The sequence below is a fragment of the Kushneria avicenniae genome, assembly GCF_900112585.1.
Lineage (GTDB): Bacteria > Pseudomonadota > Gammaproteobacteria > Pseudomonadales > Halomonadaceae > Kushneria > Kushneria avicenniae.
Genome location: NZ_FOLY01000002.1, coordinates 1 through 12,936 on the forward strand (window position 1 = coordinate 1; position 12,936 = coordinate 12,936).

The window sequence follows — 12,936 nt, forward strand, 5'->3', positions numbered from 1 at the left end:
ACCGGCTGCCTGACAGCAGCCGGTCTGCAGAATTGCCTGACGACCATAGCGTGCCGGTCCCACCCGATCCCATCCCGAACTCGGCAGTGAAACGGCTCCGCGCCGATGGTAGTGTGGGGTCTCCCCATGTGAGAGTAGGTCATCGTCAGGCACCCCTTCCGAACCCCGGTCCAATGGACCGGGGTTCTTTTATATGTGCTCGGAAAATGCCGCGCCGGGCGGCCACGGGCGTGGCCGCCCGCACGTCACGCCCCGGACGCGCGCGGCAGCGACCGCAGGGCCATGTTCTTCGCCGACCATTGATCAGGGGCGTCATCTCCTTGTCTGAATGAACATCTTTAATTACCCGGTCGAGTGCTTCTGCTCGAGTGTTTCTACAGATGTCTCGGGTTTGACCATCCGAGATGAAACAGAGTTGCTGGACGCGCGATCCTTCTATCGTTCCTTATACGGTTACTGACCCTTTCGACCATGCTCAACAGCAGGACAATAAAAAAGGCATCCATCTGGATGCCTTTTAGCGTCGCCTGCTTACTAAAAGAAAAGTAACAGTAAAATACTAGAGGAGAGGTCAGGAAGACTGTAACCAGCGCGTCAGCGCTTCGCGGTCGACCCTATCGCGATCAACTTTCAGATAAGCCACACCTTCTTCTCTGACGATCAAAGCCTCTTCAATGCCCGAAATGCTCTGAAGCTGTCTACTGCATTTACTGCTGTCGATAATATCCTTGCCCTGCAGGGAAATGATTTCGCTGGACAGGTGTCTGGGGACCTTCATGTTCATGATGGCCAGAAACCAGAGTGCTGCCAGCGTTGCAGCAAAAAGAAAGACGGCATCGATACCAAAGTGTCCGGCGACAGCGCCGCCAAGGCCACCACCAACGCTGGCGCCAAGGAACTGACAGGTAGAATACACCCCCATGGCAGTCCCCTTTGCGCCGGCAGGAGAAAGCTTGCTGATCATCGAAGGCAGCATGGCTTCCATCAGGTTGAAACCGGTAAAGAAGACCAGCAGCAATAGAATCAGAGACCATTTGGCATGACCCATCTCGCCCAGAGCCAGAAGTGCCATGGTAATGGCCGCGACGGCGCTCATGAAGACCACCTTCATATGCCTGTATTTTTCGGCGGCAATGATGAGCGGTACCATGGCAAAAAAGCCGGCGGCCATGACGGGTAAGTAAACCCAGCCATGATACTGGGCATCAATGCCAAGGGTTTCCAGCCGAAGCGGGAGGGCGATAAAGCAGCCGGTCAGAATGGCGTGAAGAGAAAAGATAGAGAAATTCAGGCGAAGCAGATCACGCTGAAACAGCATTTTTGTCAACTGGCGTGGATCAACGCCAACATCGCGATGCTGTCTGGCCGGTGCAGAAGGCACCAGTCGCCAGAGAATGAGCAGGCCTATAATCGCCAGCAGTGCTGTGCTCCAGAAAACACCCGAGAGTCCGAAGATTTCTGCCAGAAAAGGGCCTAGTGCCATTGCCAGGCCAAAGGCCACGCCAATGCTCATGCCAATGGCCGCCATGGCCGTGGTTCTGGTTTCCTCGCGGGTCTTGTCCGCCAGCAATGCCATCAAGGCGCCCGCAATCGCGCCGCTGCCCTGTAGACAGCGGCCGGCAATCACGCCATAAATGGAAGTGGAGAGTGCCGCTACGACGCTGCCGGCAAAAAAAAGCAAAAGGCCCAGAGCGATGATCTGCTTGCGGCCCACACGGTCCGAAAGTGTGCCGAAGGGAATCTGCAGGATGGCCTGTGTCAGACCATAACCCCCAAGCGCGATGCCGATCAGAAAAGGGGTGGCGCCCTCGAGCTCTCGAGCATAAAGGGCAAGTACAGGCAGTACCATGAAAAGTCCCAGCATGCGAAAGGCATACAATATGCCCAGGCCGGTAATTGCACGGTACTCGCCCGCATTCAATGAGATTTGTTTCATGATTCTCCGGAGACCTTGAAGCAGGTCCTTATTTTAACGGTCTGACCATGCATGAATGAAGCGCTGAAAGGGGCCTGGCCGGCAGGTTGAAATGGCTATCCATGTGACGAATGGAATCGGGGGAAGGTTCCATGTATCATGCCGCGGTGTTTTGTCGCAGTGGTTCAAGGCTGCTTACCCGATATTTTCGGCTATTGTTGTTTCAAAATGCTTTTAAAGAGCGTCCTGACGGCGAAGTGTCTGCTCACATAAAGGCGCCGTGAAGGCATGCATTCTAATGATAAAGTCTAAATAAGGCTTTATCACAGCACTTGAAGTCAACAGGCGAAAAACTGAACAATAGCGGTGGCAGCGTATAGTGCCATGCAGGGCTGTCATGCCTGCGGCTTTCAGTCAGTCAGATGACGTTCATGTCACCTCCTTGCTGGGAGCATTCACAGGCAGGGAGCATCCGTCCAGGACAGTCACTTCCAATGATAAAACCATCAGACACTCCTGCAGCGTCAGGCTGTCTGGCACGGTAAATGCCGTCCGTGAACGTTGCTGCCAGGTCGTGATCGGAAGCGGGCAGGTACCTGTCACGCATTTCCGGCCCCTGCGGTCGGGTAAAAGCGAAGTGTTCAAGCTGGCCGTTCAAGAGAGCGTGAGATGAGAAAATGGAACTATCCAGACATTCTGAAGAGAATGTCACTGCTTGCTACTGTCGCATTTGTGCTCAGTGGTTGTACGGGGTCAAGTCTTCTTGATCCCAAGGGGCCGATTGGCGCTGAACAGAAGTACCTGATCATGACATCGTTTTTCCTGATGCTGATCGTGGTCATTCCCGTCATCATCATGACGCTGCTGTTCGCATGGCGCTACAACTACATCAAGAATGCCAAGTATTCGCCCAACTGGTCTCATTCCAACAAGATCGAAGTGGTTGTCTGGGCTATTCCGCTTGCCATTGTCCTGATTCTGGGAATCCTGACATGGCGCAGCACCCACGCTCTGGATCCGCATCGCGTGCCCGAGTCTGACAGGGAGCCGATCGTGGTTCAGGTCATGGCGATGGACTGGAAGTGGCTGTTCATCTATCCGGAACAGGGCATTGCCTCTGTCAATGAGCTGGCTTTCCCGGTGGATACGCCGATCGAGTTCCGTGTGACCTCCAATAGTGTCATGAACTCCTTCTTTATCCCGCAGCTTGGCAGCCAGATCTACGCCATGGCCGGAATGGAGAACACCGTTCATCTGCTGGCCTCCGAGGAAGGCACATACCACGGTATGTCGGCCAACTACAGCGGTCACGGTTTCAGCGGTATGCACTTCCAGGCATTGGCAACATCGGATGAAGGTTTCCAGCAGTGGGTTGACAGTGTTCGACAGTCTTCGGAAACCCTGCAGCAGGATAGTTTCAACGAGCTGGCCGAACCCAGCCGAAACAACCCGGTCGAGTATTTCTCTTCCGTAACGCCTGGCCTGTATACCGATATTGTCAACAGTTACATCACGTCGGGCGATAGCTCGCATCATGGGGCTGAGGAGTAAACATGTTCGGCAAACTTAGTATCGAGGCCGTTCCCTACCACGAACCCATCGTTATGGTGGTTCTGGCCGTGGCGGCGGTAATGGGGCTGGCAGTCGTTGCAGCCATTACCTATTTCAAGAAGTGGGGGTATCTCTGGAAGGAGTGGATTACCTCCGTGGATCACAAGCGTCTGGGCGTGATGTACATCATCGTCGCGATCATCATGCTGATCCGTGGTTTTTCCGATGCCATCATGATGCGCTCCCAGCAGGCCATTGCTTCGGGCGGTGCACAGGGCTATCTGCCGCCTGAACACTACGACCAGATCTTTACGGCTCACGGCGTTATCATGATCTTTTTCATGGCCATGCCGTTCATGGTCGGTCTCATGAACATCGCCGTGCCGCTGCAGATCGGTGCTCGCGACGTTGCTTTCCCGTTTCTGAACTCCCTGAGCTTCTGGCTGACAGTTGCTGGCGTTATTCTGGTCAACGTCTCTCTGGGTGTGGGCGAGTTTGCCGCTACCGGCTGGCTGGCCTATCCGCCGTTGTCCGATATTCAGTACAGTCCGGGCGTTGGTGTGGATTACTGGATATGGAGTCTACAGATATCAGGTATCGGTACGCTGCTGACCGGTGTGAACTTTTTTGTCACCATCCTGAAGATGCGTGCGCCGGGCATGACCCTGATGAAAATGCCGATGTTCACCTGGACGGCGCTGTGCACCAACGTCCTGATCATCACGGCGTTCCCGATTCTGACAGTGACCATCGCACTGCTGACGCTTGATCGTTACATCGGCACCCATTTCTTTACCAATGATATGGGCGGCAACCAGATGATGTACGTCAACCTCATCTGGGCGTGGGGTCACCCCGAAGTCTATATCCTTGTACTGCCTGCTTTCGGTATTTTCGCCGAGGTTGTTGCGACCTACTGCAAGAAGCGTCTGTTCGGCTATACCTCGATGGTCTACGCCACGGTCGCCATTACCGTACTGTCGTTCATCGTCTGGCTGCACCACTTCTTCACCATGGGGGCCGGGGCCAACGTGAACTCCTTCTTTGGTATCGCCACGATGATCATTGCGATCCCGACCGGGGTCAAAATCTTCAACTGGCTGTTCACCATGTATGAAGGCCGTGTCCAGTTCACCGTGCCAATGGCCTGGACGCTGGGCTTTCTCATCACCTTCACGATTGGTGGTATGACCGGTGTGCTGCTGGCTGTGCCAGGTGCTGACTATGTATTGCACAACAGTCTGTTTTTGATTGCGCACTTTCATAACGTCATCATCGGCGGTGTTGTCTTCGGTTATCTGGCAGGTTTCACCTACTGGTTCCCGAAAGTGTTCGGATTCAAGCTCGACGAAAAGCTTGGCAAGGCGTCTGCCTGGTGCTGGATTGTGGGCTTCTTCACTGCCTTCATGCCGCTGTACGCACTCGGCTTCATGGGCATGACGCGTCGTCTGAACAGCTATGACAATCCGGACTGGCATTTCCCGCTGATCGTTGCTGCCATCGGTGCTGCCATCATTGCCTGTGGTATCGCCTGTCAGCTGCTGCAGCTTTTCGTCAGCATCAAGAATCGTCACCAGAACATCGACGAAACCGGCGATCCGTGGGGCGGTCGCACGCTGGAATGGTCCATTCCTTCCCCGGCACCGTTCTACAACTTCGCGCATACGCCTGTCGTTGAAGAGCGTGACGCTTTCTGGGACATGAAGGAGAAGGGCATCAGCGAGCAGAAGCCTGCCGAATACCAGGACATCCATATGCCGAAAAACACCTCGGCCGGATTCTTCATCGGGATCATTGCTTCTGTCTTCGGCTTTGCGCTGATCTGGCATATCTGGTGGCTGGCCATCGTTTCCGCGATCGGTATCTTCGTCACCATGGTGCTGCGTACCTTCAACGACGATATTGACTATTACGTTCCTGCTGCCGAAGTCGAGCGCATCGAAAGTCAGCGTTATCAAAAATTGTCAAATCAGGCGTAACACATGTCGACACAATCAATGACCAATCAGGACGCTCATGCCCACGGGCATGAGCACGACGACCATGAGCATCATGATCCGGTAGCGACCAAGGTATTTGGTTTCTGGATCTACATCATGAGCGACTGCGTACTGTTTGCATCGATTTTTGCAACCTACGCCGTGCTTGGCACGAACTATGCCGGTGGCCCCACCTCGCATGAGCTGTTCGAGCTGCCCTTTGTTCTGGTAGAAACCTTCGTACTGCTGGCCAGTAGTTTCATGATCGGGCTGGCAACGCTTGCCATGAACAAGGGCAACAAGCAGGGCACCATGCTCTGGCTGGCTCTGACGTTGGTGCTGGGCGCGGTGTTCGTCGGTCTGGAAATCTATGAGTTTCATCATTTCATTTCCGAAGGGGCCGGACCCCAGCGCAGTGCCTTCCTGTCGTCCTTCTTTACGCTGGTCGGCACGCACGGTCTGCACGTCACCTCGGGTGTCATCTGGGCCATCATCCTGCTGATCCAGATTGCGACCAAGGGTCTGAACGACATGAATCGATCGCGCCTGATGTGTCTGAGCCTGTTCTGGCACTTTCTGCACATCATCTGGATCTGCGTCTTCACCATCGTCTATCTGATGGGGGTCATTTAATGTCCAATCAGCATCACTCACAGGAAAGCCATGACCATGGCAGCGTCAAGTCCTATACCACGGGCCTGATCCTTTCCATCATTCTGACCGTCATCCCCTTTGGTCTGGTCATGACCGGCGCACTGTCGGCCATGACGACACTGGCTGCCATCATGATCATGGCGGTGGTTCAGATCGTGGTGCAGGTGGTGTACTTCCTCCACCTTGATGAAGGGTCCGGGCCACGCTGGAACATGGTCTCGCTCTGGTTCACGATCCTGATTGTAGGCATCGTGGTCGTCGGTTCTGTATGGATCATGTTCCACCTCAATCACAACCTGATGGTAGGGATGTAAGAAGCCTGTCCCGATGCTCAAAAGATATCTCCTGCTAACGAAGCCGGGCATTGTCTTCGGCAATCTGATCTCGGTAACAGGGGGGTTCTTTCTGGCTTCGAGAGGAAGCATCGACCTGTTGCTGTTCTTCGCCACCGTTATCGGGGTGTCGCTGGTCGTTGCTTCCGGCTGTGTGTTCAACAATGTCATTGATCGCGATATTGATGAATACATGTCGCGCACGCAAAAGCGTGCGCTTGTCGAAGGCACGATCGATGTTCGCTCTGCGCTGATCATGGCCGGTCTGCTGGGCGCAGCCGGTTTTCTGCTTTTGCTGCTGGTCGCCAATCCGCTGTCTGCAGGGGTCGCCCTGTTCGGTTTTGCGATTTATGTGGGCGCCTACAGCCTCTGGCTCAAGCGCCATTCAGTGCATGGCACGTTGATTGGCAGTCTGTCAGGTGCGTCGCCTCCGGTCATCGGCTATTGTGCTGTCAGTAATCAGTTTGACTCGGGGGCGCTGCTGGTATTGTTGATCTTCAGTCTCTGGCAGATGCCGCACTCCTTTGCGATTGCCATCTTTCGACTGGAAGACTATCGGGCTGCCTCTATTCCCGTGCTTTCAGTGGCAAAGGGTGTGGCATCCGCCAAGCGCCAGACCGTGGCCTACATCGTGGCCTTTGGTGTGGCGGCCATGATGCTGACGTTTGCAGGCTATACCGGCTACGTTTATCTGGTGGTCATGATGGTCATGACGCTCTACTGGCTCTATATCGCCATTGCCCGTTATCACCAGAATGATGACGCCCGCTGGGCCCGTCAGCTTTTTGGCATTTCGATTCTGGTAGTGACCGTTCTGAGTGCGGTCATGGCAATCGATTATCGACATCCCGCATCACAGGCTGACACTGCGCAGCTCGATCGCCCTGTTTCTGTAAACGCCTAGTTTATTCAATGCTGTATCGACAATCCTGTCGGTCAGCATTGCTCTTCCTGCTTTCCACACCTTTCTATACTCGGTTCTGATGCCATGCGACATGATGTCCCGAGGGTTTCACTTTGTTGCGTCTATGCTCTAACTTCATAGTTTCCGTGACTGTCCAGAACCCAAGGCAGGAGAGCCAAGCCAATGCTGGGGTTTGATGCTTTAGACCTGGCGCGCTTTCAGTTCGCCTTTACCGTCTCTTTTCATATTCTTTTTCCCGCCTTTTCGATCGGCCTTGCCAGCTACCTGATGGTGCTGGAAGGACTGTGGTTAAAAACGGGCAACGAGATTTACCATAATCTTTATCGCTTCTGGGTACGTATCTTCGCCGTGGTATTCGGGCTGGGCGTCGTCTCCGGCGTGGTCATGGCCTACGAGTTCGGCACCAACTGGAGTGGTTTTGCCGAGCGGGCAGGGGATATTACCGGGGTACTGTTGACCTATGAGGTGCTGACGGCCTTTTTCATGGAGGCCGGTTTCCTTGGCATCATGCTGTTCGGCGAAGGCCGGGTCAGCAAACGGCTCCATTTTGCAGCCACCTGTCTGGTGGCCATCGGTACCCTGATTTCGATGACCTGGATTCTGATGTCCAACAGCTGGATGCAGACACCTGCCGGTTATGAAGTCATTAACGGGCGCTTTGAGCCGGCCAACTGGCTTGAGATCATGTTCAACCCGTCCTTCCCCTATCGAATCGTCCATATGGGGCTGGCTGCTTTTATCTCGGTGGGTTTTGTCGTCGGCGGGGTGGGCGCCTATCACCTTCTGCGCAACCGTCGTGATCAGGCGGCGCGCAAAATGTTCTCCATGGCGATGTGGGCCATTCTGATTGCGCTGCCGGTGCAGATCATTGCCGGTGACATGCATGGCCTCAACACGCTGGAGCACCAGCCTGCCAAGGTGGCGGCCATGGAGGGGCACTGGGAGAACGACCCGGAAGAGAACGGCATGCCGCTGGTGCTGTTCGCCCTGCCGAGTATGGATGATGGCGCCAACCACTTCGAGTTGAAGGTTCCATACGCCAGCAGCCTGATTCTGACCCACACCCTTGATGGCAAGATTCAGGGACTCAAGGACTGGCCGCGGGACGAATGGCCCGATGTGCCGCTGGTATTCTGGAGCTTCAGAATCATGGTGGGGCTGGGCATGTTGATGCTGGGGATGGGCGTTTTGGGGCTTTTCCTGCGCTGGAGAGGACAGCTCTATGAGGCGCGCTGGTTCCAGCGGATGGCACTGTTCACCACGCCCGTGGGCTTTGTTGCTCTGCTGGCTGGCTGGATTACCACAGAGGCTGGCCGTCAGCCCTGGGTGGTCTACGGGATGCTGCGTACCGAGGATGCCGTCTCGGCGCACAGCGTGACCAGCATGATGGCCACGCTGATCGGCTTCATGCTGGTCTATGCCATTATTTTCGGTATCGGGATCTACTACATGCTGAAACTGATCAGAACCGAGCCGATGAGCATGGTGCCTGCTGGTGGTCCGGGGCATGAACGTCAGCCCAAACGGCCCATGTCGGCGGCCGACGGTAGTTTCGAAGAGCAGAATTGATGGAGAGCCTGAGCATGACAATTGATCTACCGGTCATCTGGTATCTGCTGATTGGTTTTGCCGTCGCCATGTACGTCATGATGGACGGTTTCAGTCTCGGCGTTGGGATCTTGTTTCCCTTCATCCGTGGAGACGAAAAGCGCGATGTCATGATGAATACCGTGGCCCCCGTATGGGACGGCAACCAGACCTGGATGATTCTGGGGGGCGCCGGTCTCTATGGTGCTTTTCCCCTGGCCTATTCGGTCATTCTGCCGGCCTTGTATCTTCCTTTGATCCTGATGCTGCTGGCATTGATTTTCAGGGGTATCGCTTTCGAGTTTCGCTTCAAGTCGAATCGTTCACGCAAGTGGTTTGATCTTGCGTTCAGCGGTGGCGCCATGGTCGCCACCTTCAGTCAGGGGGTTGTGCTGGGGGGGATCATCAACGGCCTTGCGGTTTCTGAGCGTGCCTATCAGGGGGGCACCTTTGACTGGTTTTCTCCTTTCGCCCTCTTTACAGGTGTGGCGCTGATGGCGGGCTACGCTCTGCTGGGTGCCGGCTGGCTGATCATGAAAACGGAAGGGGAACTACAGCAGCGTTTTTATCAACTGGCGCGCCCGCTGACGCTGTTGCTGGTCACCGCCATGATCGTGATCAGCATATGGACCCCGCTGTCCAATGGCCGTATTGCCGAGCGCTGGTTTACCTTTCCCAACATTGCCTGGTTTGCGCCGGTGCCGATTCTGGTGGCGCTGTTTTCCTGGAGTATCTGGAATGACGTGACGCACGCTCACGAGCGCCGCCTCTTCTTCAAGGTGCTGGGGCTGTTTTTCCTTGGCCTTTCAGGACTTGTGATCAGTTTCTTCCCGCTGATCATTCCACCCGACATTACGCTCTGGGATGCCTCCTCGGCACGAGCCAGTCAGTCGTTTCTGATCGTGGGGTATGTGATTCTGGTGCCCATTGTGCTGGCATATACGGCCTACAGCTATTATGTCTTTCGCGGCAAGGTGCGCCATGGCGAGGGGTATCACTGACCTCAACCCCGTGTTTGGAGATTACAAAGGGTACCCAAAGGGGTACCCTTTTTATTTTCGTGCGAGGCTTCTCCTCAAGGGCGGCTCCGTTGCGATGTGGATGAATACAAGGGCCCGGAACAATGACTGCAACCCCATGAGTATTAGTGATCTGATCAGGCTGATGAGTGATGGTGCTTTTCATTCGGGCGAGGCGCTCGGAAAGGAAATGGGAGTGTCGCGAACGGCAGTGTGGAAGCAGCTGCGCAAGCTTGAGGGGCTGGGGCTCAGCGTCGAGGCGGCGCGAGGGTGTGGCTATCGGCTGATTGACCCTCCAGAGCCACTTCGTGGTCCTGATATCGTGGCTGGCTTGTCACGTTCTTCACGCCAGTCGCTCCGACATCTTTTTATAGAGGACTCGATTGACTCGACCAATACCTTTCTGCTCGATCGTTTTGCACAGGGAGCAGGGCATGGTGAGGTCTGTCTTGCGGAGTGGCAGAGCGCTGGGCGGGGGCGTCGTGGCCGCTCGTTTTACAGTGAGTGGGGCGGCAACATTCACTTCTCCATCGGCTGGCAGTTCGAGAGCGGGGTAGGGGCGCTTGAGGGGCTTAGCCTGGCGGTGGGGGTGATCATGGCGGATCTCCTGTCCGAGCAGGGTGTCAGTATCGAGCTGAAATGGCCCAACGATCTATTGGTGTCAACGCCTTCGGGCACTTCCAAGCTGGGGGGGATATTGATAGAGGTTCAGGGCGATACCGCTGGACCCTGTCAGGTAGTGATTGGTGTTGGCGTCAACGTACGTCTTTCCGACAGCGGGCGAACGGGTATCGATCAGTCGGTCGCCGCTATTACGGATCTGGTGCCCGAAATCTCGCGCAATGCGCTGGTCAGCGCCATGATCGATCAACATGTTCAGTTGCTTGAGTGCTTCGAGGCGACCGGCTTTGCTGCCTGGCGTGACCGATGGAATCGGTATCATGTGTACCAGAACAAAATGGTTCAAATTCATCAGGGCAGCACGGTGAGCGAGGGGGTTGCAGAGGGCGTGGATGATACCGGCAATCTCATCGTCAGGAGGAATGGTGAGTGCATGCGTTTTGCTGGCGGTGAAGTCAGTCTGCGTGGTTGCTCATGATTCTGGATCTGGACATCGGTAACACGCTTTCAAAGTGGCGCTTGAAGGATCGGCAAACCAGTAGTATTCGCGCCCGCGGCGCCATGTGGACGCGTGATGAATGGCGCTCCGGCTCCGACATTCCGGATCTGGATATCGTCGAGGCCATCCGGATTTCAAATGTGGCGCGCCCGGATGTGCTTGAGGACACGGTTCGGCTTTTGAGCCGTCGCGTTGACACGATCCACATTGCACATTCTACCGCAGAGGCGCTCGGTATCCGTAACGGCTATGACGCTCCCGAGCGGCTCGGCGTGGACCGCTGGCTTGGAGTGCTGTCCGGTTATCAGTTGACCGGCGGGTGCTGCACAGTGGACTGTGGCAGTGCCATTACCATGGATGCGGTATTGCCCGGCGGGCAGCACATCGGCGGATATATCATCCCCGGGCTCAGGCTCATGAAAGAGAGTCTGAAGCTTGGTACCCGCAAGGTGGCGATCGACCCCGAGCAGGACGTGCTGCACATATTGTCACCGGGAACCAATACTGTGGATGCGGTCAACCACGGTGTGTACATGGCGGCCACCAGCGCCATCAATCGTCTTTACATGGAGCTGTGCGACAGTCATGGCGTGTCATTGCCGCTACTATTGACCGGGGGAGATGCCGAGCTTGTATCACGCGGGCTCAGAGTGCCTCATGCTCGCTGGAGCGATATGGTGTATGCGGGTCTTGAGTCGCTCTTCCCCTTGACCGCTGCCGAGGCGCAGGGGCAACTGGCGGGCATGCCGGAGATCGTGGCGCCGGCGGATTTGACAGAAATGCGCCGAGCACTTGCTTTCACTCAGCTGCTCTGACAGAATGCGTCGCGTTCCACGGAGCTGGTCATCCTGGCGCAAGCACAGGATGCAAAGGTGAAAGGGATCAGGGGCTTGACAAGCCTTCTTGGGTCGGTATAATTTGCCGCCAAGTTGGAGGGATTCCCGAGTGGCCAAAGGGAGCAGACTGTAAATCTGCCGCGAAAGCTTCGGAGGTTCGAATCCTCCTCCCTCCACCAAGATTATTTTCGGTCATGAGATGGCTGAAAGATTGGGCAGGCGGGCATAGTTCAATGGTAGAACCTCAGCCTTCCAAGCTGATGATGCGGGTTCGATCCCCGCTGCCCGCTCCAGTTGTTGCAAAGGGTTGCGCTCATGTAGCTCAGGGGTAGAGCACACCCTTGGTAAGGGTGAGGTCGACGGTTCAATTCCGTCCATGAGCTCCATTCAGGGCGAGCCGAAAGGGTCGCCCTTTTTAGTCTGATGTCTGGGTTGTTGCGCGTCAGGCTTTTTGGTATCGTGTGCGCCGCTTGCAAAGGTGAACACGACGACAGTGTTACAGGCCAGTGGCTCAATTGGCAGAGCAGCGGTCTCCAAAACCGCAGGTTGGGGGTTCGAGTCCCTCCTGGCCTGCCAGTCTTCCTCAGATTGGCAGCTTTTGTGTGTAAATCGATTGCCGCACTCCTGAGGAGTTTTCTTCCCCATGAAACAGACCGCCGAAGTGCAGGATACCCGTTTTGATGCGCTCAAGTGGGCTGCTGCTGTGGTGCTTGTTGCTGTCGCGGTAGCGGGCAATGTCTATTTCGCCGATCAGCCGATGATCTATCGCGTGATCGGTGTGGTTGTGCTGGTTGTGGCCGCCATCGGCATCGCTCTGACAACAGGTCGGGGTCGCGAGCTGACATCACTTGCCAGAAACGCCAAGAAGGAAATTCAGCGCGTTGTCTGGCCGACCCGCCAGGAAACCTTTCAAACGACCGCTATCGTGCTGGGCGCAGTCGTCATCGTAGGCCTGTTGCTCTGGCTGATTGATATGTTCTTCGGTTGGCTGGTGTCGACTCTTATTGGTTAGGAGCTT

The 12,936-nt window shown here is 55.5% G+C and carries 11 protein-coding genes, 4 tRNA genes and 1 rRNA gene; 15 read left to right on the plus strand and 1 reads right to left on the minus strand.

Features of this window, described 5'->3' with window-relative positions; translation table 11 throughout:
• Nucleotides 1-35 precede the first annotated feature (35 nt).
• Nucleotides 36-151 (plus strand): 5S ribosomal RNA (gene rrf, locus BM079_RS03275).
• A gap of 420 nt (nt 152-571) precedes the next feature.
• Here the strand turns inward: rrf and BM079_RS03280 are convergent.
• The gene (locus tag BM079_RS03280; RefSeq protein WP_090130842.1) at nt 572-1,936 is read right to left on the minus strand and encodes an MFS transporter; all 1,365 of its coding nucleotides are present in this window, start codon (nt 1,934-1,936) and stop codon (nt 572-574) included.
• A gap of 684 nt (nt 1,937-2,620) precedes the next feature.
• Here BM079_RS03280 and cyoA point away from each other — a divergent pair.
• From cyoA to secE, 14 genes are all read left to right on the plus strand, one after another.
• Entirely contained in the window at nt 2,621-3,466 is an 846-nt protein-coding gene (cyoA, locus tag BM079_RS03285; RefSeq protein WP_245742846.1) for a ubiquinol oxidase subunit II, read from the plus strand.
• A 2-nt stretch (nt 3,467-3,468) separates the two neighbouring features.
• On the plus strand, nt 3,469-5,445 hold the full coding sequence (gene cyoB, locus BM079_RS03290; protein ID WP_090130844.1) for a cytochrome o ubiquinol oxidase subunit I: 1,977 nt from the start codon (nt 3,469-3,471) through the stop codon (nt 5,443-5,445).
• 3 nt (nt 5,446-5,448) lie between these two features.
• Nucleotides 5,449-6,078, plus strand: a complete 630-nt coding sequence (gene cyoC, locus BM079_RS03295) for a cytochrome o ubiquinol oxidase subunit III (RefSeq protein WP_090130845.1) — start codon at nt 5,449-5,451, stop codon at nt 6,076-6,078.
• The gene (gene cyoD / locus BM079_RS03300; RefSeq protein ID WP_090130846.1) at nt 6,078-6,413 is read left to right on the plus strand and encodes a cytochrome o ubiquinol oxidase subunit IV; all 336 of its coding nucleotides are present in this window, start codon (nt 6,078-6,080) and stop codon (nt 6,411-6,413) included. The genes cyoC and cyoD overlap by 1 nt, the downstream gene beginning before the upstream one ends.
• A gap of 13 nt (nt 6,414-6,426) precedes the next feature.
• The gene (gene cyoE / locus BM079_RS03305; protein ID WP_090130848.1) at nt 6,427-7,335 is read left to right on the plus strand and encodes a heme o synthase; all 909 of its coding nucleotides are present in this window, start codon (nt 6,427-6,429) and stop codon (nt 7,333-7,335) included.
• 183 nt (nt 7,336-7,518) lie between these two features.
• The gene (locus BM079_RS03310) at nt 7,519-8,925 is read left to right on the plus strand and encodes a cytochrome ubiquinol oxidase subunit I (protein WP_090130850.1); all 1,407 of its coding nucleotides are present in this window, start codon (nt 7,519-7,521) and stop codon (nt 8,923-8,925) included.
• A gap of 14 nt (nt 8,926-8,939) precedes the next feature.
• Entirely contained in the window at nt 8,940-9,944 is a 1,005-nt protein-coding gene (cydB, locus tag BM079_RS03315) for a cytochrome d ubiquinol oxidase subunit II (RefSeq protein ID WP_090131921.1), read from the plus strand.
• A 136-nt stretch (nt 9,945-10,080) separates the two neighbouring features.
• Nucleotides 10,081-11,061 carry a biotin--[acetyl-CoA-carboxylase] ligase gene (locus BM079_RS03320; RefSeq protein ID WP_090130853.1) on the plus strand — a complete coding sequence of 327 codons (981 nt, stop codon included), beginning with the start codon at nt 10,081-10,083 and terminating at the stop codon, nt 11,059-11,061.
• Nucleotides 11,058-11,897 carry a type III pantothenate kinase gene (locus tag BM079_RS03325; protein WP_090130855.1) on the plus strand — a complete coding sequence of 280 codons (840 nt, stop codon included), beginning with the start codon at nt 11,058-11,060 and terminating at the stop codon, nt 11,895-11,897. The genes BM079_RS03320 and BM079_RS03325 overlap by 4 nt, the downstream gene beginning before the upstream one ends.
• 116 nt (nt 11,898-12,013) lie before the next feature.
• Nucleotides 12,014-12,097 (plus strand) — tRNA-Tyr (locus BM079_RS03330).
• A gap of 40 nt (nt 12,098-12,137) precedes the next feature.
• Nucleotides 12,138-12,211, plus strand: a tRNA-Gly gene (locus BM079_RS03335).
• Nucleotides 12,212-12,229: 18 nt separating this feature from the next.
• A tRNA-Thr gene (locus tag BM079_RS03340) sits at nt 12,230-12,304 on the plus strand.
• 114 nt (nt 12,305-12,418) lie between these two features.
• A tRNA-Trp gene (locus BM079_RS03345) sits at nt 12,419-12,494 on the plus strand.
• A 67-nt stretch (nt 12,495-12,561) separates the two neighbouring features.
• Nucleotides 12,562-12,930, plus strand: coding sequence for a preprotein translocase subunit SecE (gene secE, locus BM079_RS03350; protein WP_090130857.1), 369 nt, complete (start codon nt 12,562-12,564; stop codon nt 12,928-12,930).
• Nucleotides 12,931-12,936: the final 6 nt, after the last annotated feature.

What these genes read in the sequence shown, in the direction of transcription:
- BM079_RS03280 (WP_090130842.1), bottom strand. Translation starts at nt 1,936, where the DNA reads ATGAAACAAATCTCATTGAATGCGGGCGAGTACCGTGCAATTACCGGC.
- BM079_RS03325 (WP_090130855.1), top strand. Translation starts at nt 11,058, where the DNA reads ATGATTCTGGATCTGGACATCGGTAACACGCTTTCAAAGTGGCGCTTG.
- cydB (WP_090131921.1), top strand. Translation starts at nt 8,940, where the DNA reads ATGACAATTGATCTACCGGTCATCTGGTATCTGCTGATTGGTTTTGCC.
- cyoA (WP_245742846.1), top strand. Translation starts at nt 2,621, where the DNA reads ATGTCACTGCTTGCTACTGTCGCATTTGTGCTCAGTGGTTGTACGGGG.
- secE (WP_090130857.1), top strand. Translation starts at nt 12,562, where the DNA reads ATGAAACAGACCGCCGAAGTGCAGGATACCCGTTTTGATGCGCTCAAG.
- cyoD (WP_090130846.1), top strand. Translation starts at nt 6,078, where the DNA reads ATGTCCAATCAGCATCACTCACAGGAAAGCCATGACCATGGCAGCGTC.
- cyoB (WP_090130844.1), top strand. Translation starts at nt 3,469, where the DNA reads ATGTTCGGCAAACTTAGTATCGAGGCCGTTCCCTACCACGAACCCATC.
- BM079_RS03320 (WP_090130853.1), top strand. Translation starts at nt 10,081, where the DNA reads ATGAGTATTAGTGATCTGATCAGGCTGATGAGTGATGGTGCTTTTCAT.
- BM079_RS03310 (WP_090130850.1), top strand. Translation starts at nt 7,519, where the DNA reads ATGCTGGGGTTTGATGCTTTAGACCTGGCGCGCTTTCAGTTCGCCTTT.
- cyoE (WP_090130848.1), top strand. Translation starts at nt 6,427, where the DNA reads ATGCTCAAAAGATATCTCCTGCTAACGAAGCCGGGCATTGTCTTCGGC.
- cyoC (WP_090130845.1), top strand. Translation starts at nt 5,449, where the DNA reads ATGTCGACACAATCAATGACCAATCAGGACGCTCATGCCCACGGGCAT.